The following is a 24765-nucleotide window of genomic DNA, read 5'->3' as shown; positions in this document are numbered from 1 at the left end:
AAACCACCCGGAATTTCACAGACTGTAATAACAGTGATTCCAGATCAATATCGGCCCGTTTACTGACCAGCATTAAAGATAGGGTAAAGAGTTCGGATAATTCCTCCTGCAAAGAAAATTCAGCTACTGCAAAAGTTTTCTCCGGCAAATCGGTAATATGACAAAGAAAGTGTAATCCATCGTTCATGTGGACTCCTTATTTCTGCTGTTGATGTTTAAGTAAATTAATAATATGGCCTTGGTGGTGTTATTTTATTTTCCAGTAGTCTATCGTTTGGCGATGGAGGTCAATTCTTCCATTAGGATATTCAACCCATTCTCCGCCTTTATCATTAGTTACTGTGATTTTCGGCATTTTGGTTTCATCCAGCTTAGGTTTAAAAATAATTTTCCATTTGGCTCCCGGTGTTAACTTCAACCTAAATGGGTACATACCAACTTCACCCTGTAAGAATATTCTGTTCGGTCGATCTTCAACTACTTTCAAAATAGGGTAAATAACCGGGTTAAAATCAATCGTATTCGATGCGGGGATTTCGCTAATATTTGTCCGGGCAGCATCATTGATAAATGCGATTAAACCGGTTGCTGAATACGGAATAGCATCTTTCACCAGATGGTGGACATCGGTATAACTCACCGATACAAAGGCCCGGTTAATTTTCCATTTACATCGGCCACCGCCATTAAAAGGCAGTTTTGCCTGAAAGTAACCGGTTTGAGGATCGGCCTTCACTTTCAGGCGAAGCCCATTATAGGTTGGCACTTTATAAGGTGACATGTCAGCATGTAGCTGATATTCAAGGCAATCTTTTGAGATATACTCTGCGGACACATGTGGTTCGGTATATTTAGGTGCTACCCCTTCTACGGTGATCCACTGATTCTCTTTGGGCGGAGAAAGCGGCTCATTTGGATCAGCACAGCCTGATATTAAAATCACTGATAAGATCGATAAGTATTGCTTGATATTTATCATGGTAACTGTTCCTCAATTCCTACAGCGTTATTTCATATTCATGTACATGAACCGAAAATCGACTTCTTGAGAGCCGTTATCAATCTTGCCGTTGGGATATTCAACCCATTCGCCTCTCCCTTTAGTTACCGTGATTTTTGGCATCTTGGTTTCATCCAGCTTAGGCTTAAAGATAATTTTCCATTTAGCTCCTGGAGTTAACATAAGTCGAAAAGGGCGCATTTTTAATACTTCACCTTGTAAGAATATCCTGTTTGGGCGACCTTCAACTACTTTCAAAACAGGGTAAATAACCGGGCTAAAATCAATCGTATTCGATGCGGGCATTTCGCTAATATTCGTCTGGACTGCATCATTGATAAATGCGATTAAACCGGTTGCCGAATATGGAATAGCATCTTTCACTAGATGGTGGACATCGGTATAACTCACCGACACAAAAGCCCGATCAATCTTCCACTTACATCGGCCGCCGCCATTAAAAGGTAATTTCGCCTGAAAGTAACCGGTTTGCGGATCAGCCTTTACATCTTCCAAACGTAATCCGTTATAAGTCGGTACCTTAAAAGGCGACATATTGGAATCCAGACGATATTTAAGGCAATCTTTTGATTTATACACAGCGGACACATGTGGTTCGGTATATTTCGGTGCTACTCCTTCCACAGTGATCCACTGATTCTCTTTGGGCGGAGAAAGCGGCTCATTAGGGTCAGCACAGCCTGATATTAAAATCACTGATAAGATCGATAAGTATTGTTTAATATTTATCATGGTAAGTTTTCCTCAATTCCTACAGTATTATCTATATAGCGTGTTAAGGCTAACGGTCCTTTTTGATCCTGTTGGGTGCAAATCAACGCTTGCTTTAAGTGATGGTCCATCTGTAAAAATAGTGCATCGCGCTGCCGAATATCTGCAACAATATCGGGCCTCTCATTCAGCGTTTTTTCAAATAACTGCTCTTGATCTCGGAAAAAATGGTATTTACCCGGCGCAATTAACTCTGCCAGTCGTGCACCAATGTAACGGGCGTATTTCAATGAACTGTGATCAGGAAAACCCAAGGCATCCTTTTCGGTCGGATTCTCGTTCAATGGAAACCATTTGGCCTTATCAGAATCGCTTATCTGTTTAAAAAATCCTTTTTGAATCTCACCTGCATCCTTTAGGTTATTTTCTGTTTCACGGTTTAATGACGGAATTAAATACAATTTTGTTTTGGTGGGTAAGGTGGTTCTGAGCCGTATATGGTTGCTTGGGTTACGCTCTTCCAACCATTCAATAACCAGATTGATTTTACAAAAGTGCACTATTTTTCCGTGATGCAGGAAAATTTCACCGCTTTTGGTAAAATCCAGCAATTCAACAGGGCTGAATAGATAACCGAGCGGTCCCCAACAATCATATAGCCAGTTATCCAAATTTTTTTCCGGTGGTAAAGAAGGAATAGGATCATCTTCATTCACGTGGCGGTAATGGGTGATATCCGTCAGTTCCCGTATTGCACTAACTGTTAATACCCGTGGCATTCCGTAGCTGTAAAAACACGGATTATGTTCTTTTAATTGCGCGCAGTGCAGCAATGCTAGTGCACCCCCCAAGCTATGGCCGCAAACAAATAACCTTCTGCTATTAGCCAAATCAGTGATATCGCTAAAGACTTCTTGAGCTGTATCACTGGGAACTCTTAACTTGCTAACTAGATTAAATGCCTCCCAAAATCCTTTATGCACTTTGCCATTGTGAATAAACTCATTGCACAATGCTTTTTTATCGCAATCTAACCCCAAAGGTTGGTACGTAGCATCTGTCAGGATATCCTCCTTGCTGGCTGTCCCTCGCCAACTGACAATCACATCGTTTTTACTTGCCACATAAAACAGTTGGGTATCACCTCCTACCCAGTCAATATTTGATGAGTCAATAAACTCCACCCGGGTATAACGTTCACTAAACGGCACATCGTAAACTACAGGTGTTGCCGATAATGTCTCCAATTTATAGGGCAATTTTGAAACATCTACCATTTGCCGGTTAAAAAAGTGTTTAACAGAACCTGCTACATTAACATCTTCATCTGAGTAGGCCAGCACACTCATCAAACACTGGTTATAAGCATTCACAATGGAATACTCTTTTTGGTGGTGTAGCAGCAAAACCCATGCCCGAAATGGACATACTTCCAAGACATACCGTTGATTCACCGGATGGACCTGATAGCCTTTTGGTTCCGGGTCCGGGAAATGATAGGGAGGTGGGATATCTTTGGGGTCCCACCCTTGAATCACCGGCAATCCATCACTAATCTGCCCGATAGTCACATAGCGATATTGATAGCCTTCGGCTTCTGCTTTTGGTTTCACCACTGAAAATTCCTCTCCCCGTTTTTCCCGCAACGGGCGCTGTTCCATCTCATCGGCCAGTGGTTGGGCGCCGATATACAGAGTTACCGGATGGGGAGGCATATCTTCTTCCCTTAGCAATCCATTGCCATCGGTAACTCCTTTACGTCCCAACAAAGGATTTCCACGGATTTTCAAACGATAAGGCATATTAACCAAGGGTTTCCCCTGTTCATCCACCAACTGAAATTCTATCCAGTTTTTCAGCATACTTTTACAGTCAAGACAATCGAGTGGGCTTAATTTGCTCATTGATACTATTTCCTTATGATTAACATTACATATCAGGGCGTAACCCGAACATCATGTGTTGAAAATCCCACAGGATTTCTCCCGTCTGACCATCAATAACCTTCATCATCACAAAAGTGCGCATGCTGATGAAAAGCCTCATCAGGCGTGACACCACCAGACTGAACTGATGCATCTCCCCCTGATTGGCATAACAATCCGGGTTCAATGTCAGAACGAGTTGATGGCCCCGCACTGGAACCCCTTTATCGAAGCGATCTGTTGGAATGTTATCCAGTTGAACGATACCGTCGATATGTTCCTGGATACGTTTGCTTAATGACTGATCGGGGGAGAAATCGAATAGCTTGATCAGCTCTTTTAACGAGTGGGTTTGAAAAGCCATCCAGGGTGATACGGAAAAGAAAGAGATGATTGACCAGGCCGATCTACCTATCTGATCCTCCGTCATTGTTGAGTGGCAAGCAGAAGAAACTGGGGTGATATTGCTCACTTTCAGCCCCGAGGCATATTCTCCCGGTAGATTAATCTCTCCGATACCCAAGTTAGAGGCCTGTGTCTGATAACCGGTAAATTGACAAAAAATGGTTTGTGGCGGCAGGTTATCCGCTGGTTGGCCGTTACAGTCAAAGAAGTGAAGATGTTGCAGGGTACGCTGCGACATATCGCATTCTGTCCTCAATTGATAATAGTAAAGAAACTCAGCATCCGGCAGAAAACGAGCGGTTTGGGAGAATTTCTCAATCGGCAGATAGCGGTATGGTTGCCCACGTTCCTGCTCTGGTTCAGTTGATGTGTAAAGGTGGTTCAGCTTGAACAGTTGCTTAGTCGAATCCAATGGGATTTGATAATGGTTGGCTTCACTGTTTACCGAGATCTTCGCACTCATCGGCTCCAGATGTCTTACCGGCACGCAATCCAACAGAAAGGTTTGGGAAATATCGTTTAGCATCAGATGACCATCAAACCGAAAAATCAGCTCGAATGTCCGATCGGCGTTCAATTCCACCAATCGACGATCTTTCTTGATATCAATCACCACAAAATCATGTACATGGGGCAGGTAATAGTACTCAGTCATCAGTTGCAAGATAGAGTATGGCGAGGTTTTCATCACCGGCAGGATGGCAACCTGCCGTGCGGTTCCCCACAATGCCGGGACTGGGTAACTGTCATCAAGCGTGATGGTTTTGTCCTGTGTTCGCAAAAAGACATCACACAGATTAAAGTCAAGCCATAAGGCTAATTCAGCGGCTTGCAGACGATCGCTGCCCAGAAAGAAATGTAGCGGTTGGCTGCGCCACTCTGAGGTATTCTCCGAACATTGCAGTGTTAGCGTTATCTCACTGTACTCTGGGGTTGCGTTCAGTTGTCGGTCAATCACCGCTAGTGGTTCGATATGCAGAGGGCAGCAGGTTTCAAAACTGACTTCTTCTTCTCCTTCTCCGGCAAAAACCGGCGCCCCTTCTGGTAGCGTCATCGCGCTCAGGTGATGAGTCCCTTTGGGTGAAAATTGAACGATGCTCGTGGGAGGGACCGGGCACATGGCATATGGCCAAATATGAGCCAGCATCCCTGATGTGAGTTCGGGAAACTCATCCTCAATCTTTTCGCGAAGACGGGAGAATAACAGCGCAAAGCTCTGCATCACTCGCTCAATATCCGGATCACTAGCGCCTTCAGCTAAAAAATTTGCCAGGTGCGGATTTTTTTTTGCGGCTTCCTGCGCTAATTGCCGTATATACTGCAATTCTTGTAGGAATAGAGACTCTTTTTTATTCATAACACATTGTCCTATAAGGTTTTTATCTGGAAAGAGGTTTGTGAGGCGATCAGCGTGGCGCCACAGGAAGTTTTCATACCTGCCAGAGCCAGTTTTTGTTTATTGGTTCCGACTGCGGTTGGCGTTCCCTCAGCAATGGTTTGATGCCCGCCACACTTTGGACACGACACGGGATCGTTAATCCGCGCTACGCCTTTACCCAAGACCTTAAAACTGTCATCACCGGCTAAGACAGAACCGCCGTGAGAGGTTCTGTCGCCTTGTCGTATTACATTTTTTAGCGTCATATTTTGTCCAGACGTTGAAATCATTAATTCTTTTGTCAAAGAAATAACGTCGTAAAAATCCCATCATCACCGATAAACGCAGCGCTTATCGCGTGAATAATGGCGAGTTGAATGATAGGAAGACGGAGGTCAATCCCAATCAGTTAATCCCCAAGAATAAGGGGAACAGGGGGGTAATTTTTTTAAATGTAGTTCATATGATGAAGCTTAATTAATAATTAATCATTCATCAGATAGCAAGCGTTTTTTTCAAATTTACAAAAATATAAATTTGTAAGAAAGTGTTACAAATTATATATGGAATCAAGACATATCAGGTTATTTCGAATTCGCTATATTAATCTTTAGTTAAAAAATATTTTTATTACAATCTGTTATGATGATTAATGGCGTCATCTATTTAGTCGTTGTTTTAATAACTTTGTTAATGAGGCCGGAAAGGAATGGTGAGAAAGGAGAGAATCTTATATGCATACTTCGTCTTTGCATGCGGTTTATATTTCCTATTGATTGATAGGAATGGCCAGAATAGTAATGCCTGACGTGATAGTTGCTATGTTTAATATCAAATGAGTGATGATAATGATATTAAATATCAGTGCAGCTTGATAGGGCTAATCTGAAAACACCGCAGAAACTGCACTCGATACTGAGTTAAGTATCATCTAATTTCATGGGAAAAATTAATTCAAATTAAGCCCCGATGTTCGTCATAGTGACCCATCTGAAACTTTTCCCAATGATGATAGATTTGTCCTATTGTTAAATTCATTCCCAATCCCACAAGAGATGGTAACGATCTCGTGACCAGCGATAATAGAGCGCTAGAAAGGCATTAATATTGTTAATGGGAAATTGTTCGAAGTCGAAATCTTCATCTTCATCCAGATCAAGTAATTCACTTACCCATTGTCGTGTATCTACATATTCCTCATGGTCAGGATCATTCAGTATTGCGATTAAATTTTCATAACTGTCAATCCCGCCGGTATCTTCCAAGGGGCAGGCGCGAGCGCCATCCAGACAATAAAAAGGAAGTGGAAGGTTATTGGCAGGATAATGACTGTTTTCTAAGGTAATTTCGTGTTCCCATTCATCGCCAAAATCATAAAGATAAGTAAAAGATCGCCCTTGTTGTTTAATCAAATCAGACAGGCGGTATAAATCTTCTTCCTTGCTATCAGATGAGCTTTCTGGCATTTCTGTTAATCGCAATTTGCCAATACGAAATTCATGTAGATGACTATCCTGCCATCCCATAACGATCTGTATCACGTCATGCAGCCTGTCAAATGAAATAGAGGCAGGAACAACAAATTGCCGCCAAATAGCGGGTTTTGAGTCTGTAAGTGTTATTTTTAATTGATAGAATTTTTCATTCATCACTAATCTCCTAATGGTTTCGAGATGATTCTTTCCATGTGTGCCATCTATTGTCAATATTTTATTGAATTTTCCTGGCTGGATTTACTGGAATGCCAACATGTTTAGCTGGTGTATGAAAAGCTTGGGTTATGTCGTCAATTTCAGTGGCTAATGTTCATAATAGCTTTTAACAACGGATAACCTGACCTGACTCGCTTTCTCTTTACTGAATATCGATTGAGAGGATAAGGTTTCTTTAAGATACACAGTGCTTAAGGTGGATATTTTAACTATTTTTCAGTTAGTTATCGTTGCTCTCGGATATATGTCTTCATGCATAAGTTACTTACTAAGTATAGTTTAAAATCACGAGCAGGAGCGATATATTCAGAAGTTTTGCTATTAACAAAAAAAACGCATATTATTTACATGCTGTTAATCAAATATGGAAGATTAATAACTGTTCTGGCTTAGCAAATCCTTAACTAAATTACAGATACATGAGTAAGGTGTTTTTTTATGCGTTAGTGTGATGGTTCAGTGTAGCAATCTGCGTGGCGCTGTTTGAAGTTGTATCACGGATAGTAGTTGATTAACCACGGATTTTCTTATTGTAAAACCACTCTTATTAATAAGAAAAGGTTATGAATTATTGGTGTTTTATTGCATAGATTGAAGGAAATGAGTGAGTATGCTGTTGAGTAAAAAAATCCAAGAAAATTTCACTTTGATATGCTTATTTGGTTTTATTTCATTGGCCCATTTAAGCCTTGGATATCAGCTAAAGTTTATATATGTATTTAGCGCTTTTTCAATTCTGATATTATTATCTAATTTTAACAAATATATATATTATATTTTTGTATTCATGATTGGATTAATAAGTGTGATCTATTCTCCTGTAGGATTGAATTATGGTTTTCCCGATATCAATTCAGTGGGATCTTTAATTTACACGAATAAAAATGAAGCTTTAGAGTTTATCAGCGGGCTGCCTATTTTTACCTATTTAGTAGTGTCGGCTATGATCATATTAATGATTTTATCTTTTAAGGTAAGAGTGGTGCTGAAGAGAAAGAGTATAATATTTTTATCACTGTTTTTTGTGTTTTCAGCTTTCTGGTCATCGGTAAAAGGATATATAAATTCCGGTTTCAATCCTGATTTTAATCTATTGGCCTCGGGATTACCCGAAGTGAGATTTTTTAGTGATGTCGTTGAGAGCTATAAAGAAGTTAATTCAGAAAGAATTAGGTTCGCTGAAATAATAAAACAGAAAGACTCTTGGCAGCCGGTGATAAAAGAGGATAAATATGAAACCTATATCATGGTTATTGGTGAAAGTGTTCGAAAGGACTTTATGAATGCGTATGGTTTTCCTTATAACAATACACCGTGGCTGGACAAGGCGAATGGTAAGATATTTACAAATTACATCTCATCGGCGGCATCGACACAGTTATCTTTGACTAACTCACTGGCTCTGAAAGGTGAGAATGCGATCAATTTGAATGATAGTGTTATAACATTGGCGAAAAAAGCCGGGTTTTATACCTATTGGATATCTAATCAGGGAATGAAGAGTGCTTTTGATTCTCCGGTGGCGTTGATTGGGCAACAGGCGGATAGCGTCCACTTCCTGAAAAGTGGAAATTCTGATGACCGGCGTTATTTGCCTGATGATAAATTGATGCCTTACGTTAAAGAGGCATTAATACCAGAAAAGAAGAAGAAACTGATTGTTATTCACCTGATGGGATCTCACCCACAGGCGTGCGTCAGAACGAATGGAAAATATGATCTGTTCTTACAATCGGAAGAAATTTCTTGTTATGTCAAAAGTATATCTAATACAGATGAGCTGCTTTCTGACATTGCGTCTGAGGCTAATCATCATCATTTAAAATGGACGATGCTTTATTTTGCGGATCATGGGCTTTCTTATGTTGATAAAGGAACCGATCAGGAAAACTTGACACATGATGATGAAAATAAACAGAGTTTTCAGGTGCCGTTTTTTATTACCGGCAGTGATTACTCTTATCGTGAGCAGATAACAGCACAAAGAAGTGGATTGCATTTTCTGACTCTATTTTCTGAATGGCTTGGAATAAGAGAAAAGAATATTCCCGATGACTGTCATATGATGTCTAATAGTCAATGCAATGGACAAAATAATATTGTCACCTTTAAAAATGAAGTTAAAGATTATGACGAATTAAATGAAGATCTTCCCGATACACAACTCTTGTCGAAGAATATCAATTAATAATTGACTCATTGAGTAAAATTGAATGAAAATAAGGGATTTCCTCAAAGAGGAAATCCCTTTTGCAATCGTTCACATCTTAGTTAAGTGCTAATGACATATATTGTTGTGTTTGGTGTTATCGTTATCTTGTTATTCTTAGGCTGATTCCAATGAGATAGCTTGCTTCAGTTTTATATGGCGAGGTGTATGATAAATGAATATTTATTAAATGCTATGCGAATAATTCAGAATATTGATAATGAAGATCTGAATATATTATGACGTAAAACTTTTGGGTCGGTAAAATAAATGATAATTTACTGTTATACATAAGTAGAATATAAGGGATATCATAATGTAGAGTTTGTTAATATAAAAATATCGATAAGATCAATCTCGTTGAGATCAAGTTAAATATCACCAATAGCTATATCTTAAAAGAATACTAATCTGTTTATGAACTAATATCGTTATGATATTAATTTGAGATGAATTTTTTTTAAAACAATAAATTATCGGTGGGATTTGGCTGTATCTAAAAAGATTTCTGATAAATATATAAGTAAATTTCTTATCTAAACTGTGATTTATACCAGTAGTTATTTCAGGTTTAGTAGTTAATTATTAGAATGATAGAGGACTCTTAGTGAAACTTAATCCAATGAAGGGGTGCAAAAATGAATGAAACTGTAGATATTCTTATTTGTGTGGATGTTGATGGTATTATTAATGATTATAATAAACTGGGAACAAATCCAGACAACCCTACAATGGTAGATAATAAATATTTTCATTACATTACTAATAATGAAAATGCTTATACACCTAAAGATAATGCTACGGGTGGATTGATAGTAAAAATAGGTATTGGCGATACTATCAGATGGAGAGTAATATCTTTAACTCAACAGTTGATACATTCAGTAAATTTATACCAAAAAACTAAAGAAAATAGCTATAAAGCGATAACGCCGATAAAATATATTCAGGAAGTCACAAGGGTCAATTACCCAGAACAAGATGATAATCAATTACCCGGTACACCGTTTAAATATGGAGTAGAATCTGTAACACAATCTTATATAGAATCGGAAGGCAAGAAATCGGGTAGAGAGAAATTGACTTTTATAATAAGCATACATTATAACCTTGAGTTAATTGGGTATATTTCTCATAGCTCTTTTGTTCACGTTTTATAAACTACAAAATTAATATAAGATAATAGGACCAACATTATGAATATTGATGATAATGCTGAATTTTCTAAGAGTATAGATATTTTAATTTGTATTGATGTGCAATCTATCTTAAATAAGTTTGACAGTCTGAGCCAGGATTATAAAAAGCCGACTAAAATTGATGATAACTTGTTATATTATATTACCACTGAGAATCAAGCGTATACTCCCGAGAAAAACGCTACAAATTCACTTAAAGTTACAGGTAAGGTAGGTGATGTAGTTAGGTGGCAATCTTCTAGCATATCTGCTCAATTTAACCATAAGGTGTTTTTATATCGTATAGAAAAAAAGGATGCTAATGATTGCATTTCTCAACCAATGACGGTATATACATTAACGAATGTTGTTGTCCCTAAGCTTAAAAAAGCGTTAATGCCTCCGAAAGAAGATATTATTGAGTTGCCACAAGCGCCTTTATCCGATTTTATCTATGAAAAAAGACATATTTACTATCAAAAAGCTACGCTGCGTAGGCCAGGTATAACTCAATATGCATGGTATATATCTATCTATGATGACTCAAATAAGCTGGTTGGTTATTGTTATCATACGCCATTAACTAGTATCGTTATTTCTGAGGATTAATTGTAATTTAACTAGCTAATGTAACTTAGTATTTTAATGTGTCGAATTAATATACGTGTTACGCCAAGGATAGGCAGAATTTCATTTAATATAAAAATTAAAATTTTCACTGTCATATTATTTGCTAAATATATTGAAATTTTTCTCATTTTATTATTAAACTAAAAATTTATAGTTAAATTAATCATTCGATGTTTTATTGGTTAATTTCTTATAAATAACAATAAAAAATTAATTTTACAGTTAAATATCACAAAAATATAATTTTAACTCAAGAGAGGATGTTGAATTACTCATGTTTGCAAATGGTGATTTAATACTAAAAATAATAATTCCTCATTTCAATATTAATATGCAATTTATTTGCATGTTAAATAATTGTTGCAAATATAAAGATAATTTATTTTTAAAAACTATGATTTATATCAGTGGTTTTTTTGAACTTAATTATTAATATAATAGGTGATTGTTAAACAATCTAACACGTTATTGTGAAGGAGAATAGATATGAGCGACGCTATAGCGATTTCGAAATATCAAACTGTAGATATTCTTATTTGTGTGGATGTAGAAGCTATTCTTAGTAATTATGATTTGAGTAAATCAAAAACACTAGGGACGGCGAAATCAGTACATAATAAATATTTTTATTATATAACAAGCAATGGAAATCTTTATACTCCTAAAAATAATGCTCAAGGAGAATTGGAGGTAATTATTAATGTTGCTGATAGCATTAGATGGAGGCCGATGTCTTTGACGCAGCAATTTGAATATACAGTACTTTTATGCCGTATGAGACTACAAGCTGATGACGGTGGCGATGTTTCTCTTATAACATTACCGCAACTTGATTATGGTGATATTTCTATTCCTTATTTGGCTAAAGTTGATAATAATAATATCAGTAGTGTGGTATATAAAAGAGATGGAGAAAGTCAAGGCGGACTAATAACACGATATTATCATGAATCAACAGCGCAGAGGGCGGGGCGTGGTTCGTATGTCTGGTATATGAAAATATATCGTAAAAAACAACTTATCGGATATATTGGTCATGATCCTTTCATTACAGTTCTAGATAATTAAATACTTATAAAACCAATATATAAAAACAGGAATAGTATTATGAATAATATTGAAAATACAGAGCTGGATGATACAAGTCCCATTATTGCTGTACAACTAATTGATGTTCTTGCCATTGTTGATGTAAAAGCTATCACAAACGATCTCGGTAATTCTATTAGTAAGGACCCTGGTAAACCAACGGTAATGGATGATAAATACATTTATTACATTACCTCTCAAAATAATATCTATGTTCCCAAAAATAATGCTCAAGGTACACTTTTAATTCAAGGTAAGGTCGGAGATATCGTTAGATGGCGGGCCTCGACGTTATCAGCTCAATTTGATGATCAAGTATTTTTATATCATATGGCAGGGGTAGGCGCTCAATCGCTAGTTTCGCCTCCAACTCTAACTTCTGCTGTATCTCAAGTTGCGGCTCCAAGTAAAGAGGCAACGTTAGGGACTAACCAAGACTATCCTGTAGTACTGGAAACTCGTAATATTTTCAATCAAGGATCTAAATTACGTACTCCAGGTATAGCCAAATATTCATGGTATATATCCATTTTCGAACGATGGAATGTTAAAGACAACACTGGTAATCTTATTGGTTATCTTTCTCATTCTCCAAATATTCAAGTGGTTGATTAAATTTAACATGACCTAAAAATTGAATAAATCAACCATGAAATATTAAAAGTTGGTAAGCTGTCACTGGAAAGCAACGTATAATTTCTAGCGATTTTAATTTATTTATGATGATTAATTGTAATCTAATTGTTCAACTAAATGATATATACCCTATGGATTTCAAGATGGATCGTGACGGCGGCCAACAAAGAAGCAACTTGAAAGATGACGGGTGTAATTGAATATTCTAGCTTGCCGAATTAATATACGCATTATGCCAAGGATAGGCATAATGATATTTAATATGAAAATTAAAAGTTTCACTGCCATATTACTGACTAAATATATCAAATTTATCATCATTTTATTATTAAACTCAAAGTTTATAATTGAATTAATTATTCGATGTTTTATTTTTCACTCAGTATTTTTATTGTTAATTATGAAAAAAATAATTTCATAGTTAAATATCAGGAAAGTATAACTTTAACGCAAAAGAAAATGTTAAATTACTCATGTTTACAAGTGGTAATTTAATACTAAAAATAATAATTTTGTGATTCAATATTAATATGAATTTCATTTATATGTTGAAAAGTTATTGTAAAAATACAAGTAATTTGATTTTAAAAACTATGATTTATATTAGTGGTTTTTTTGATCTTAATTATTAATATAAAAGATGATTGTTAAACAATCTAACACCTTATTGTGAAGGAGAATAGATAATGAGTGACGCTATAGAGAGTTCTAGTTATCAAGTTGTAGATATTCTGATTTGTGTCGATGCAGAAGCTATCGTTAGTCATTATGATTTAAGTAAATCACAAACATTAGAAACTGCGAAAGTGGTATCTAACAATTACTTTTATTATATAACAAGTACTGGGAATCTTTATGCTCCTAAAAATAATGCTCAAGGAGAGTTGGAGATAACCGTCAATGTTGCTGATGACATTAGATGGAGACCAATGTCTTTGACACAGCAATTTGAATATACAGTTCTTTTATGCCATATGAAAGGAACCGCGATTAGCGGTAATGATGTTACGCTTATAACATTACCGAAACTTGATTATGGTGATATTTCTATTCCTTATTTGGCTAAGGCTGATAATAATAATATCAATAGTGTGGTATATAAAAGAGATGGCGAAAGTCATGGTGGACTAATAACACGATATTATCATCAATCAACAGCTCAGAGAGAGGGGTTCGGTCAATATACCTGGTATATGAAAATATATCGTAAAAGACAACTCATTGGATATGTCTGTCATGATCCTTTCATTAGAGTTCTAGATAATTAAATACTTATAAAACTAATATATAAGAATAGGAATAGTATTATGAATAATATTGAATATACAGAGTTGGATGATGCAAGGCCAATTATTGGTGTACAACTAATTGATGTTCTTGCTATTGTTGATGTAAAAGCTATCACAAAAGATCTCGGTAATTCTATTAGTAAGGACCCTAGCAAACCCACTGTAATGGATGATAAATACATTTATTACATTACCTCTCAAAATAATATCTATGTGCCCAAAAATAATGCTCAAGGTACACTTTTAATTCAAGGTAAAGTAGGGGATATCATTAGATGGCGGGCTTCAACTTTATCAGCTCAATTTGATGATCAGGTATTTCTATATCATATGGAAGGAGTCGGCGCCCAATCACTAGTTTCGCCACCAACTCTAACTTCGGCTGTATCTCAAGTTGCGGCCCCAAGTAAAGAGGCAACGTTAGGGACTAACCAAGACTATCCTGTAGTGCTGGAAACTCGTAATATTTTCAATCAAGGATCTAAATTACGTACTCCAGGTACAGCCAAATATTCATGGTATATATCCATTTTCGAAAGATGGAATGTTAAAGACAACGTTGGTAATCTTATTGGCTATCTCTCTCATTCTCCAAATATTCAAATAGTTGATTAAATTTAACATGACCTAAAAATTGAATAAATCAACCATGAAATATTAAAAGTCAGCAGGCTATCACTGGAAAATAGGGGATAATTTCCAGTGATTTTATTTTCTTCATTCTTGAGAAAGTATCCATTCGTCTAATAATGGAATTTATTATTTAAACTCTCCTTAAATAGATGGTTTTATTTGATTTTTTCATTAATTAATTTCTAAAAAATCATTTTAAAAGTAACTATAAGAAATAATAGGTAATATATTATAAGGTTAATAACGATTTATATCGTATAAAAAACCCTCATCAATAGATGGACGAGGATTTTTACCATTGGATAATGAGATGATTTTTTTGTTTCCAAGAGAAATAGTTTCTCATGCTACATGTCTTACATAAAAAATATTGAAATTAATCGAATCCTTTTACAGGAGCCTCCCATATCTTGAAGAATCGTTTTACATTGCTTGCGGTGTAAATAACGGTATGGGATATATTTCGATGACCGAGATAATCTTGAATAAGGCGTGTATCTCTCCCTAAATCAGCGAGCGCGTAACCACAAGCATGTCTTAACATGTGTGGATGAGGTGAAATATTAACTAATGCTTGCTTGCCATAACGTTTTAATAAACCATAAACTTGCTGACGTGAAATAGCCCCTGATTTTTGTGATAGAAATACCCACTCTGTATCTGATTCTCGCCAACTCTTTCTAATATTAAGCCATTGATTTAATGCTTTAATTTCTTCTGGTATTAGCGGGTGGGTTGTTGATAATCCCCCTTTTAATCGCCTGACATGAATAATTTCTGAGCTAAGATCAAGATCGGATAACGTTAGATTACATAGCTCGCTCACTCTAAAACCATGAATAAAGCACATCAATAACATGCAATAATCTCGCTCAGCGTGACGTCCCTGACGTGCTTTTTCTAAAATCGCATTAATTTCATATCTGGTTAAAAACTTACGTTTCTTCATGAAAATAATTCCTGTGCAATTGGGGCGGATAGTTATAGGTAGAAAAATAATATTAATCTACCGGAATATATCAATTAATAGAACTTTTATAAAATTATTAGCTGGTAACTCTATTGATTTTGACCAAAATCTATAATTATCGTTTTTAGATAGTTATAGATAGCCATTTTTTAATAGAAAATATCAGCTTGTAAGCTTTGCAATTATATATTTGGAAATTATTTAACAATAAAAAGAAACCGAACAGAATGCACCAAACTGTAAATATGTTCCTATAAAACGACTGATTAAGTCAAATTTTGTGTAATGACAAATTGCCAATGCTTAACTGTTTATAATATATGGTTTTTTTTCGTTACTTTTTACTGTTTTTCATATTCTTACGTTAATTTATTGTAAAGAATTGGTGTGTTCATCTGAATTCAATCAAATAGTAATTGATTAATTAGATTATAAATTCAAATTAATGTCTTTTTTCGAGTGTTAGCTCCGAAATATTATTCGCTCTTAGTGTTTTTGACTAAAAAAAACAGTTTGGTGCATTTTGTTTGGTTTAAAAAAATATTAATCCGAGATTTTTAAACTATTTCGCGCCGAATATCGGGTGCATGGAGCTGGAGTCCTGCACGGTTATTTTTTTATGGTATTGGGTATTTTATCCTTAAATTCAAGGAATTAATTCACATGAGATTGAATAAATTGGTTATGGCCCTGGGGTTAGGCGTCGCTTTGGCTGCGGGTTCTGTCAATGCAGCGAATCCTAGCCAAGGTCACGGAACGGTGACTTTTACCGGGTCTATTACTGATGCGCCTTGTTCTATCACCCCGGAAACGGTTGATCAGGTAGTTCCAATGGGCTCTATTTCTAGCAAATCTTTGCAAAACGGCGGCCGTTCTTCTTCCACGCCATTCAAAATTTCTTTAGATAACTGTACGACTGAAACGATAAGTACAGTCACCACGACGTTTGTTGGCGCCAAATCTAGCATCACCGGCGGTGATGGTTTGCTAGGTATCGAAGGCGTTGCTAAAGGTGCGGGTATTGCGATCACTGATGCGGGCGGTAACAAAATCAAACTAGGCACCCCCTCACCGGCTGTAGCTCTGCATGATGGTAATAATGATCTGCATTTTGCTGCCTATCTTCAGGGGGATACTTCACCTGATGCCGTTGTTCCGGGTAATTTCACCGGCATTGCTAACTTCCAGCTGACTTATCAATAAGTCTTTTCATGCACGGAAACGCTGACAGGGAGGCGGGCGTTTCCTAATCAAAAGTTTTGAATAAGTTTAGCTGGAGAGAAGTTATGAGTCGATATGCTGCCGTTGTTGTAGTGCCCTGCCTGTTAATGTTTTCCTGTGTTATTGCAGCTGAAACGGCTGCTCTACGAGGAACACAAGGATATGGTCGCGTTAGCATGCAAGGCACCATCATTGATACGGCCTGTGCGATTGACGCAGGTAGCCGTGACCAGACGATTGAGTTAGCCACGATCCCGGTAAGCCGGATGATACATGATGGACAGGGACCAGTGCGCCCCTTTTCCATCCGTTTGATTAACTGTGCACTAACTTCCGCCACCTTGGCTAAACCCGATTGGCGCCACTTTCAGGTGACGTTTGACGGCGTACCGGATGGGAACAATTTCCGCTTATCTGGTGTGGCTCAAGGAGTAGCGTTACAAATTACCGACATGTACGGCAATCAGGCGTATCCGGGCTCGCCATTACCGGTGAGGGACTTACAGGCAGGGCAGATGACGCTTAATTACGCAATGCGATTGGTGAGTAATCACCAGTTATTGCAAGCGGGGCAGTATCGAACCACTGTTCGGTTCAGGCTGGATTATCACTAATCATCGATCTGGGAATGTTATGGCTTTATTTTTGGGTTCGACCGCTGAATATGACAAGGTGGTCTCGGTTCGGTGTGTCCTGAAACCTCTTATTATTTCGGTATTGTTGGCTTTAATCGGTACTCATGCGGTGTATGCGGAAGAGGAAATTGAATTTAATACGGATGTATTGGATGTTCAGGATCGTTCTCGGATTAATTTAAAAGAGTTTTCCCGTGCAGGTTATATCATGCCAGGGGATTATCAGATGACGATCAGGTTGAACAAAAGCGAATTGCCGGAAATGTCGGTCATTTTTATGGCTCCGCCGGATGATCCTCAAGGAAGTGCGGCGTGTTTGACGCCTGAATTGGTGAAGCAGTTGGGGTTGCAGGCGGAATGGGAATCAAAGATTTCTTGGTGGAACAATAACCAGTGTCTGGAGACTAAAACGCTGCCGGGCATGACGGTGCGCGGCGATCTGAGCAGTGACACGTTATACCTGAGCGTACCTCAAGCTTATCTCGAATATAGCTCACCCGACTGGGACCCGCCGTCACGTTGGGATGAAGGGATTTTCGGGATGATGTTTGACTATAACGTCAATGCCCAAGTCTCTAAACCGGCGAAGGGCAATGAAAATCAGAATATCAGCGCTAATGGTACGACTGGGATAAATTTGGGGGCGTGGCGTCTGCGGGCAGACTGGCAATCACAGTATAACCACACCACGGGGCGGGGAGGGAGCACTGAGAAAAATTGGGATTGGAGCCGTTATTACTTATACCGGGCAATACCGCGTTGGCAGGCTAAACTCACGTTGGGTGAGGATTACCTCAATTCAAATATCTTTGACAGCTTCCGTTTTACCGGAGTCAGTTTGGTGACGGATGACAATATGTTACCTCCGAACCTGCGCGGCTATGCGCCGGAAGTGACCGGGGTGGCGAAAACCAATGCCAGAGTAACGATTCGTCAGCAGGGACGAGTGTTGTATGAGGCTCAAGTCGCGCCAGGGCCATTCCGTATTCAGGACATCAATGACGCAGTGAGCGGCAAACTGGATGTACGGGTAGAGGAGCAGGATGGCGGTTTACAAGAATTTCAGATCGATACCGCGAATATTCCTTATTTAACCCGTCCGGGCCGGGTGCAGTACAAACTGGCAGCGGGCAAGCCAACTAATTGGAAGCATCACAGTGAAGGATCAGGCTTTGGTATCGGCGAATTTTCCTGGGGAATAAACAACGGTTGGTCGCTGTATGGCGGGATACTGGGAGCCGGGGATTATAATGCGTTGTCGTTGGGGGTTGGTCGTGATCTGATGGCTTTCGGAGCGCTTTCCTTTGATGTCACTGAATCCCGCGCCCACTTACCGGCTGAGGACCAAACGTTGACTGGCGGCTCTTATCGTCTCAGTTATTCCAAGCGTTTTGCGGAGTATGACAGCCAGGTGACTTTTGCCGGTTATCGTTTCTCGGAACGAGACTTTATGAGCATGAGCCAGTATCTGGATCGTCGTTACCACGATGGTGATGCGGAGAGCAATAAAGAACTTTACACCATTATGTTGAACAAGCAGTTCACACATATTGGCACCAGTATCTACTTGAATTACAGCCACCAGACTTACTGGAATCGTTCGAATAACGATCGCTATAACGTATCAATATCACGCTATTTTGATATTGGAAGTTATAAGAACATTAACCTGAACCTGTCTGCTTACCGTAATAAATATGAAGGTAAAAATGACGATGGGATGTATATGACATTATCCCTGCCGTGGGGTAATTCAGGAACTATCAGTTATAACGCAATGGCCAACCGGGAAGGTAATTCCCACACGGTAGGTTATTACGACCGAATTAATGAAAACAGTAACTATCGTTTAGCGGTTGGCACCAGTATTGATGGCAAGGCTGCGGCTAACGGTTATTTAACCCATTACGGCGATCGTGCTCAACTGACCACCAGCGCCAGTTATCAGGATGGACGTTATACCACGGGAGCGCTTTCTATCCAGGGGGGCATGACCGTGACGCCGAAAGGCGCGGCATTGCATCGCATTAATATGCCGGGTACTACCCGTTTGATGGTCGATACCGATGGTGTCGGCGGCGTACCTGTGAAAGGTTTCGGCGCGATTACCCATACCAATATGTTCGGTAAAGCGGTGATCTCTGATGTGAACAATTATTACCGTAACAGTGCGAGTATTGATTTAAACAAACTGCCGGACAATGTGGAGGCCGTACGGTCGGTACAACAAGCAACACTGACGGAAGGGGCGATTGGTTATCGCAAATTCCAGGTGATATCCGGTGAAAAAGCGATGGCCCTGATCCGCTTGCCGGACGGTAGCGCGCCGCCGTTTGGGGCAACGGTACTGAATAAGGATCAACGGGAGATCGGTATCGTCAGTGATGGTGGAAACACCTACCTGAGCGGGATAAATCCCGGAGAGAAACTGGATGTGCGTTGGGATGGAGAATTGCAGTGCGTGATTGAGCTGCCACATCAATTACCAAAAGTAGAAGAGATGGCTTCGTTATTGCTGCTCTGCCAACTGGCCGATGGTAACAAACAACCATAACTTTGATTGACTGGCAGTGTGAAAACCTTATTGCTGTCACCGAAGTGTATCGCGGTGATCTGTAATGATTATTCTGAGCATGAGTAATTGAGAGCATGAAATTGAACAATACAATCAATGTAATCACGATCGCTATCTTAAGTCTGTCAGTGATCAGTGAATCAATGGCGGCTATTGCGCTGGATCGTACCCGCGTCGTGTTTAACGGCGAGGACAAATCCACCAGTATGGATATCAGCAACCAGAACAAAGAGTTGCCATATCTGGCGCAGGGATGGATAGAAGATGAACAGGGTAACAAAATCAATGGTCCGTTAGTCGTGACGCCGCCGGTACAGCGGGTGGAGCCGGGCGCTAAGAGTCAGGTGAAAATACAGTCACTGCCAACAATCGCACAGTTACCACAAGATCGGGAAAGCTTGTTCTATTTTAATTTGCGTGAAATTCCGCCGCGCAGTAAGAAGCCGAATACCTTGCAGATTGCGCTACAAACTCGAATCAAGCTGTTCTATCGCCCGAAAGCCATTTTTGCCAGCCGCACCGATTTGGATAATCCGTGGCAAGAGAAGATGACTTTGACCCGTAAGGGGGATCGATATCAGGTGAACAATCCGACACCGTATTACATCACTGTGGTGGATGCATCGAGCCAGCTTAAGGGAGAGACGGTAGCGGGCTTTAAACCATTTATGATAGCGCCTAAAAGTAGTGCGGTGCTGAGTGGTAGTGTCGGCGCATTAGGGAGTGCGCCAGTACTGACGTATGTCAATGATTATGGTGGCCGACCGCAATTGACTTTTAGTTGTGCGGGGAACCATTGTCAGGTGACTGAACGTTCGTCGTGATGGGTAAAGTCGGGAGGGGCGACGATGAACATCAAGCGGATAAGTTGCGTACTGGCACTGACTATCTGGCTGATACCGGTGACGGCGAGTCAGGCAAGGGCCGCAGACATAAACGGGTTGCACGGTGAACTGCATGTGTTTGGTGGGCTGACTGAGGCGGCTTGTCGACTGGACATGACCTCTGCATGGCAGGAGGTGAATCTGGGGAGCACGCCAAACAGTGACTTACGCCAGCCAGGTGATAAAGGAACGCCGATACCGTTCACATTGAAGTTTCGTGATTGTCTAAGAACTAAAGGGGCAGTCAATGACAGTCGGACCGGCAATCTGACGTGGGATCAGTTACAACCGGTGGCGACGGTCAGTTTTGCGGCGCCAGCGGATCGCGATTATCCACATCTGGTGCAGGTGGCCGGTATCACCGGGTTGGGGTTACAGATAACAGATACCGCGAATAATGATATCCGGTTGGGAGAGCGGGGACGTCCACGTTTTGTAGCAGCCGGGCAGGACAGCTTGGAATATTACGTGACGCCGGTGCGGACGCCGAGAGCGCTAGGGATTGGGCAATATCGCGCGGTAGTGGATTTCAGGGTGAATTATGATTAATTCTCTGTGTTCTCTGAGAATAAAAAGACAGCATCGCAGGCAGAAAAAATGGCGCGTATTACTGTTTGGCTGTTTATTGAGTGTTAATGCTCAGGCTGATTTATTGACAAATTTAGCCGCAAGACCTGTCAGTAATTTTGCGGGTAAAACACCGGTCAATATTTACGGTGTGGTTATCGCTCCTCCACCTTGTGTGATTAATAACGGCAATACTATTGATGTGGACTTTGGCGACGTAATGATTACCCGCATTGATGGGGTTAATTATATGCAACCCGTCAAATACACGGTGAGATGTGAAAAAATGCCAGCTAATGCGATGAAAATGATGATATCGGGTAACACTGCCAGTTTTGATCGAACGGTGTTGCAAACCAATCACTCTGGGCTAGGTATCGCCGTTATTCATAACGGACGAAAATTGCCCGTCAATGACTGGATGAAATTTAGCTATCCTAATTTTCCTGAATTACATGCGGTGCCGGTAAAAGATATGTCTGCGGTATTGCGAGGCGGCGACTTTGGCGCGGGTGCAACCATGATGGTTGAATACCAGTGAACAGGAGACATGCAATGAATCCTCTGATCTACCGTGTTTTCTGGGGTGCGTGCTTGGGGTTAATCAGTGTGATGCCGGGACAGGCGGCAGATAATATGTGGTTTCACGGCACACTGCTTGAAGCGCCCCCTTGCGTGATTAATGACGGCAATATGATTGATGTCGATTTTGGTAACAATGTCGGCATCCATCAGGTAGACGGGGTGAATTATACCAAGCCCGTGAATTACCAGTTGGTATGTGCGCCTAATGTTTCAGATTGGAGTTTAGGATTGACCGTGATTGGCCCGCCAACCTCATTTGATGCCGCCGCGTTGCAAACCAATATTACGGATTTAGGCATTCGTCTGACGTTGGATGGTAAAGCATTCACCCTTAATGAGCGTATTCCGGTGACGTCGCAGAAACAGCCGGTAATACAAGCGGTGCCGGTGAAAAAACCAGGAAGTACGTTGCCGGAAGGGGCATTTGAAGTGACGGCGACATTGCTGGCGGAATACCAGTGAAAGGAAAATTAATGAAATATTTAAAATTATTCGTGTTGCGTGTTGGTTTTATGGTTATCGCTGCCACGGTTTATGGCCATCAAGTGGTACAGGCTGCGGATAATATGCGTTTTCACGGAGCATTGGTTAAAGAACCTTGCACGATGAAATCGGGTGATGAAGATATCCAGCTCGATTTTGCAACAATTTCTGAGAAATATTTGTATCTGCATGGCAGGACCCATAGTGAGCTTTTTCTACTCAGATTATCTGGTTGCGATATGAGTGTGGGGAAATCGATTAAACTGACATTTAGCGGCATAGAAAATACGCAGTTGCCGGGCTTATTGGCGTTAAGTGCAGGGAGCCAAGCCGCTGGAATTGCCATCGGTATAGAAACGGCAGAAGGCAAACGGTTGTCGTTGAATAAAGAGGGGGAAGAGTATCCGTTAAAAGAGAGGGAAAACTTGATTGTACTGCAAGCATATGTGCAGGCAGAACCCACTGCGCTAGCTAACCAGACGATTAAGCGAGGTGCATTTCATGCGATTGCAACCTTTAATCTGAATTATGACTAACTTGCACAGTTTTATTAGGTAACTAAATGAAAAAGTTATTCTCTGTTTGCCTGGTACTTTTATCGCTGTTTTCATCAAATGCGGTTGCATCGATATTTTCATATATCACTAAATCCGAGGGGATTCCGACAAATGCCTATTATACTTTTGTCATTGAACGTTGGGACCCAGAAAACGATTTTACGCCAAATCCTTGTTATGGTTATTCTGCGTGTTGGATATCGGTTAACCATCGCCATTTTGCTGATGGTTATTCAGGGCAGCCCTATAGGATATTCAATACTCGCGTGGAAAGATTCAAGACAATGAAACAAGTGCAGGCGGAGATATTGAAATATACCAGTTTTCCGATCACTGGAGTTGCAAAACATTTTGGTCCTGCGATTCGATCGCATCAGGAATGTGTCGGGTTATTTTATGAAACCGATCAAAATGGTTTTCATGGAAGATTATTACCTGGATCTTTATGTGGCGTTGCACCACCGCCAATAGGATTTTGTCAGGTCAGTGAAGGCTCCGTTGAACTTAATTACGGTAGTATTGATGAGGCAAAACTGGAAGGGGCCACCAGAGCGGAAAATATCAATGTAACCTGTAATGTAGATATCGAGATTATTGTGACAGCGACGGGACCTGACAGGGGATTAGTACCTTTAAGAAGTGATGGTAGCTTGAAAGCTAAATTGCTATTAAATGAGAAAAATGGTGAAGACGGTGTTGCTGTGTTTGTACCGGCTGGAGGAAATGTACCCGTTACAGTGAAATCAATTTTACAGAAAAATGGCAGAGTAGAGGCAGGACCTTTCTCAGGATCAGGAGCAATAATTTTGGCGATGCCATAAAAAGGTGTTTTTTTAATTTAAAGGCTGGGATGAAAATGAAACAAGATCATCTATTAGTAGGGAAGCGTATTCAAAAAAGAAGGAAAGAGTTGGGTATGACCGCGGTAAAATTGGCGGAAAAAATAGGTATTAGTCAACAACAACTCTCACGTTATGAGAGAGGGATAAACCGAATTAATTTATCCCATCTGGTACAGATAGCTTCAATATTGGAGACGCCGATAAACTGGTTTTTCCTTGATTGTAGTTATCCTGTAGCCAATAACAGCATCAATAAATTAACAGACCAATATATCCCTATTGCGGAGGCTACATTGGGTAAATTTGGATGTTAACTGATCTCGACGCCAATCAGGGGATCTATAAACCAGTTGATGACTGAGTTTCGTGACCGACGGAACGGTCACTTTTATGATTTATTCGTTAGCCATGTTATTACCACAACGTTATTACCACAAATTAAAAAGTCCATTCTTATTTATCTCCCATTTTGACGAAGTTATTAAAGTTCAGATAGTAATTTAATTAAGGAACAAATACTCCCGACACCATAACGTTTAGGAATTAATGTTGAATATGTCGGGGTTAATAACTAATTGTCTCAAAAAGAGAACAAACTGCCATTCAATATTTCCCGCTCAGAAATAGATA

25 protein-coding genes are annotated in these 24765 nt (G+C 39.7%); 17 read left to right on the top strand and 8 right to left on the bottom strand.

Going from position 1 to position 24765, the window contains the following annotated elements; genetic code table 11:
• The 7 genes from EAE90_RS18145 to EAE90_RS18115 form a co-directional block, all read right to left on the bottom strand.
• Positions 1–187, bottom strand: a 187-nt coding sequence (locus EAE90_RS18145) for a hypothetical protein (RefSeq protein WP_214053077.1), incomplete at its 3' end; no start/stop codon positions are given.
• A 60-nt stretch (positions 188–247) separates the two neighbouring features.
• Complete coding sequence (locus EAE90_RS18140; RefSeq protein ID WP_214054655.1) at positions 248–979, bottom strand: hypothetical protein; 732 nt, start codon at positions 977–979, stop codon at positions 248–250.
• Positions 980–1006: 27 nt separating this feature from the next.
• Positions 1007–1753: a hypothetical protein gene (locus EAE90_RS18135; RefSeq protein ID WP_214054654.1), complete on the bottom strand. Its 747-nt coding sequence runs from the start codon at positions 1751–1753 to the stop codon at positions 1007–1009.
• Entirely contained in the window at positions 1750–3636 is a 1887-nt protein-coding gene (locus EAE90_RS18130; protein WP_214054653.1) for a lipase family protein, read from the bottom strand. Before EAE90_RS18130 ends, EAE90_RS18135 begins: the two co-directional genes overlap by 4 nt.
• 25 nt (positions 3637–3661) lie before the next feature.
• Entirely contained in the window at positions 3662–5419 is a 1758-nt protein-coding gene (locus EAE90_RS18125; RefSeq protein ID WP_214054652.1) for a type VI secretion system baseplate subunit TssF, read from the bottom strand.
• Positions 5420–5430: 11 nt separating this feature from the next.
• Positions 5431–5706 (bottom strand): PAAR domain-containing protein, encoded by a 276-nt coding sequence (locus EAE90_RS18120; RefSeq protein WP_036782726.1) that lies wholly within the window; start codon positions 5704–5706, stop codon positions 5431–5433.
• Positions 5707–6474: 768 nt separating this feature from the next.
• Complete coding sequence (locus EAE90_RS18115) at positions 6475–7089, bottom strand: plasmid pRiA4b ORF-3 family protein (RefSeq protein WP_214054651.1); 615 nt, start codon at positions 7087–7089, stop codon at positions 6475–6477.
• Positions 7090–7762: 673 nt separating this feature from the next.
• Here EAE90_RS18115 and EAE90_RS18110 point away from each other — a divergent pair.
• The 7 genes from EAE90_RS18110 to EAE90_RS18080 all read left to right on the top strand — a co-directional run bounded on the left by EAE90_RS18110 (position 7763) and on the right by EAE90_RS18080 (position 14798).
• Positions 7763–9340 (top strand): phosphoethanolamine transferase, encoded by a 1578-nt coding sequence (locus tag EAE90_RS18110; protein ID WP_214054650.1) that lies wholly within the window; start codon positions 7763–7765, stop codon positions 9338–9340.
• 659 nt (positions 9341–9999) lie between these two features.
• Entirely contained in the window at positions 10000–10521 is a 522-nt protein-coding gene (locus tag EAE90_RS18105; RefSeq protein ID WP_214054649.1) for an AidA/PixA family protein, read from the top strand.
• Positions 10522–10557: 36 nt separating this feature from the next.
• Positions 10558–11148, top strand: a complete 591-nt coding sequence (locus EAE90_RS18100) for an AidA/PixA family protein (RefSeq protein WP_105399483.1) — start codon at positions 10558–10560, stop codon at positions 11146–11148.
• A 507-nt stretch (positions 11149–11655) separates the two neighbouring features.
• A complete protein-coding gene (locus EAE90_RS18095) occupies positions 11656–12237 on the top strand; it encodes an AidA/PixA family protein (RefSeq protein ID WP_105399484.1) in 582 nt (193 codons plus the stop codon).
• A 39-nt stretch (positions 12238–12276) separates the two neighbouring features.
• Positions 12277–12873: an AidA/PixA family protein gene (locus EAE90_RS18090; protein WP_214054648.1), complete on the top strand. Its 597-nt coding sequence runs from the start codon at positions 12277–12279 to the stop codon at positions 12871–12873.
• Between the two features lie 707 nt (positions 12874–13580).
• Positions 13581–14162, top strand: coding sequence for an AidA/PixA family protein (locus EAE90_RS18085; RefSeq protein WP_214054647.1), 582 nt, complete (start codon positions 13581–13583; stop codon positions 14160–14162).
• Between the two features lie 39 nt (positions 14163–14201).
• A complete protein-coding gene (locus EAE90_RS18080) occupies positions 14202–14798 on the top strand; it encodes an AidA/PixA family protein (RefSeq protein WP_214054646.1) in 597 nt (198 codons plus the stop codon).
• A gap of 394 nt (positions 14799–15192) precedes the next feature.
• On the opposite strand, the gene EAE90_RS18075 is transcribed toward EAE90_RS18080, so the two are convergent.
• A complete protein-coding gene (locus tag EAE90_RS18075) occupies positions 15193–15765 on the bottom strand; it encodes a tyrosine-type DNA invertase (RefSeq protein ID WP_214054645.1) in 573 nt (190 codons plus the stop codon).
• 684 nt (positions 15766–16449) lie between these two features.
• Between EAE90_RS18075 and EAE90_RS18070 the strand changes: the two genes are divergently transcribed.
• The 10 genes from EAE90_RS18070 to EAE90_RS18025 all read left to right on the top strand — a co-directional run bounded on the left by EAE90_RS18070 (position 16450) and on the right by EAE90_RS18025 (position 24449).
• On the top strand, positions 16450–16989 hold the full coding sequence (locus EAE90_RS18070) for a fimbrial protein (RefSeq protein WP_214054644.1): 540 nt from the start codon (positions 16450–16452) through the stop codon (positions 16987–16989).
• Positions 16990–17072: 83 nt separating this feature from the next.
• Positions 17073–17621: a fimbrial protein gene (locus tag EAE90_RS18065; RefSeq protein WP_214054643.1), complete on the top strand. Its 549-nt coding sequence runs from the start codon at positions 17073–17075 to the stop codon at positions 17619–17621.
• 19 nt (positions 17622–17640) lie between these two features.
• A complete protein-coding gene (locus EAE90_RS18060; RefSeq protein WP_214054642.1) occupies positions 17641–20196 on the top strand; it encodes an outer membrane usher protein in 2556 nt (851 codons plus the stop codon).
• A 95-nt stretch (positions 20197–20291) separates the two neighbouring features.
• Complete coding sequence (locus tag EAE90_RS18055) at positions 20292–21041, top strand: fimbria/pilus periplasmic chaperone (RefSeq protein WP_214054641.1); 750 nt, start codon at positions 20292–20294, stop codon at positions 21039–21041.
• Between the two features lie 24 nt (positions 21042–21065).
• Positions 21066–21650, top strand: coding sequence for a fimbrial protein (locus EAE90_RS18050; RefSeq protein ID WP_214054640.1), 585 nt, complete (start codon positions 21066–21068; stop codon positions 21648–21650).
• The gene (locus EAE90_RS18045; RefSeq protein ID WP_214054639.1) at positions 21643–22209 is read left to right on the top strand and encodes a fimbrial protein; all 567 of its coding nucleotides are present in this window, start codon (positions 21643–21645) and stop codon (positions 22207–22209) included. The genes EAE90_RS18050 and EAE90_RS18045 overlap by 8 nt, the downstream gene beginning before the upstream one ends.
• 14 nt (positions 22210–22223) lie before the next feature.
• Positions 22224–22715, top strand: coding sequence for a fimbrial protein (locus EAE90_RS18040; protein ID WP_214054638.1), 492 nt, complete (start codon positions 22224–22226; stop codon positions 22713–22715).
• 11 nt (positions 22716–22726) lie between these two features.
• On the top strand, positions 22727–23272 hold the full coding sequence (locus tag EAE90_RS18035; protein ID WP_214054637.1) for a fimbrial protein: 546 nt from the start codon (positions 22727–22729) through the stop codon (positions 23270–23272).
• Between the two features lie 26 nt (positions 23273–23298).
• Positions 23299–24114 carry an MrpH family fimbial adhesin gene (locus EAE90_RS18030; protein WP_214054636.1) on the top strand — a complete coding sequence of 272 codons (816 nt, stop codon included), beginning with the start codon at positions 23299–23301 and terminating at the stop codon, positions 24112–24114.
• Between the two features lie 29 nt (positions 24115–24143).
• Entirely contained in the window at positions 24144–24449 is a 306-nt protein-coding gene (locus tag EAE90_RS18025; protein WP_214054635.1) for a helix-turn-helix domain-containing protein, read from the top strand.
• The last annotated feature ends 316 nt before the right edge of the window (positions 24450–24765 follow it).

The sequence above is a fragment of the Photorhabdus caribbeanensis genome (genome assembly GCF_018448885.1).
Classification (GTDB): Bacteria; Pseudomonadota; Gammaproteobacteria; order Enterobacterales; family Enterobacteriaceae; genus Photorhabdus; species Photorhabdus caribbeanensis.
This window is presented reverse-complemented; position numbering and strand designations above follow the sequence as displayed.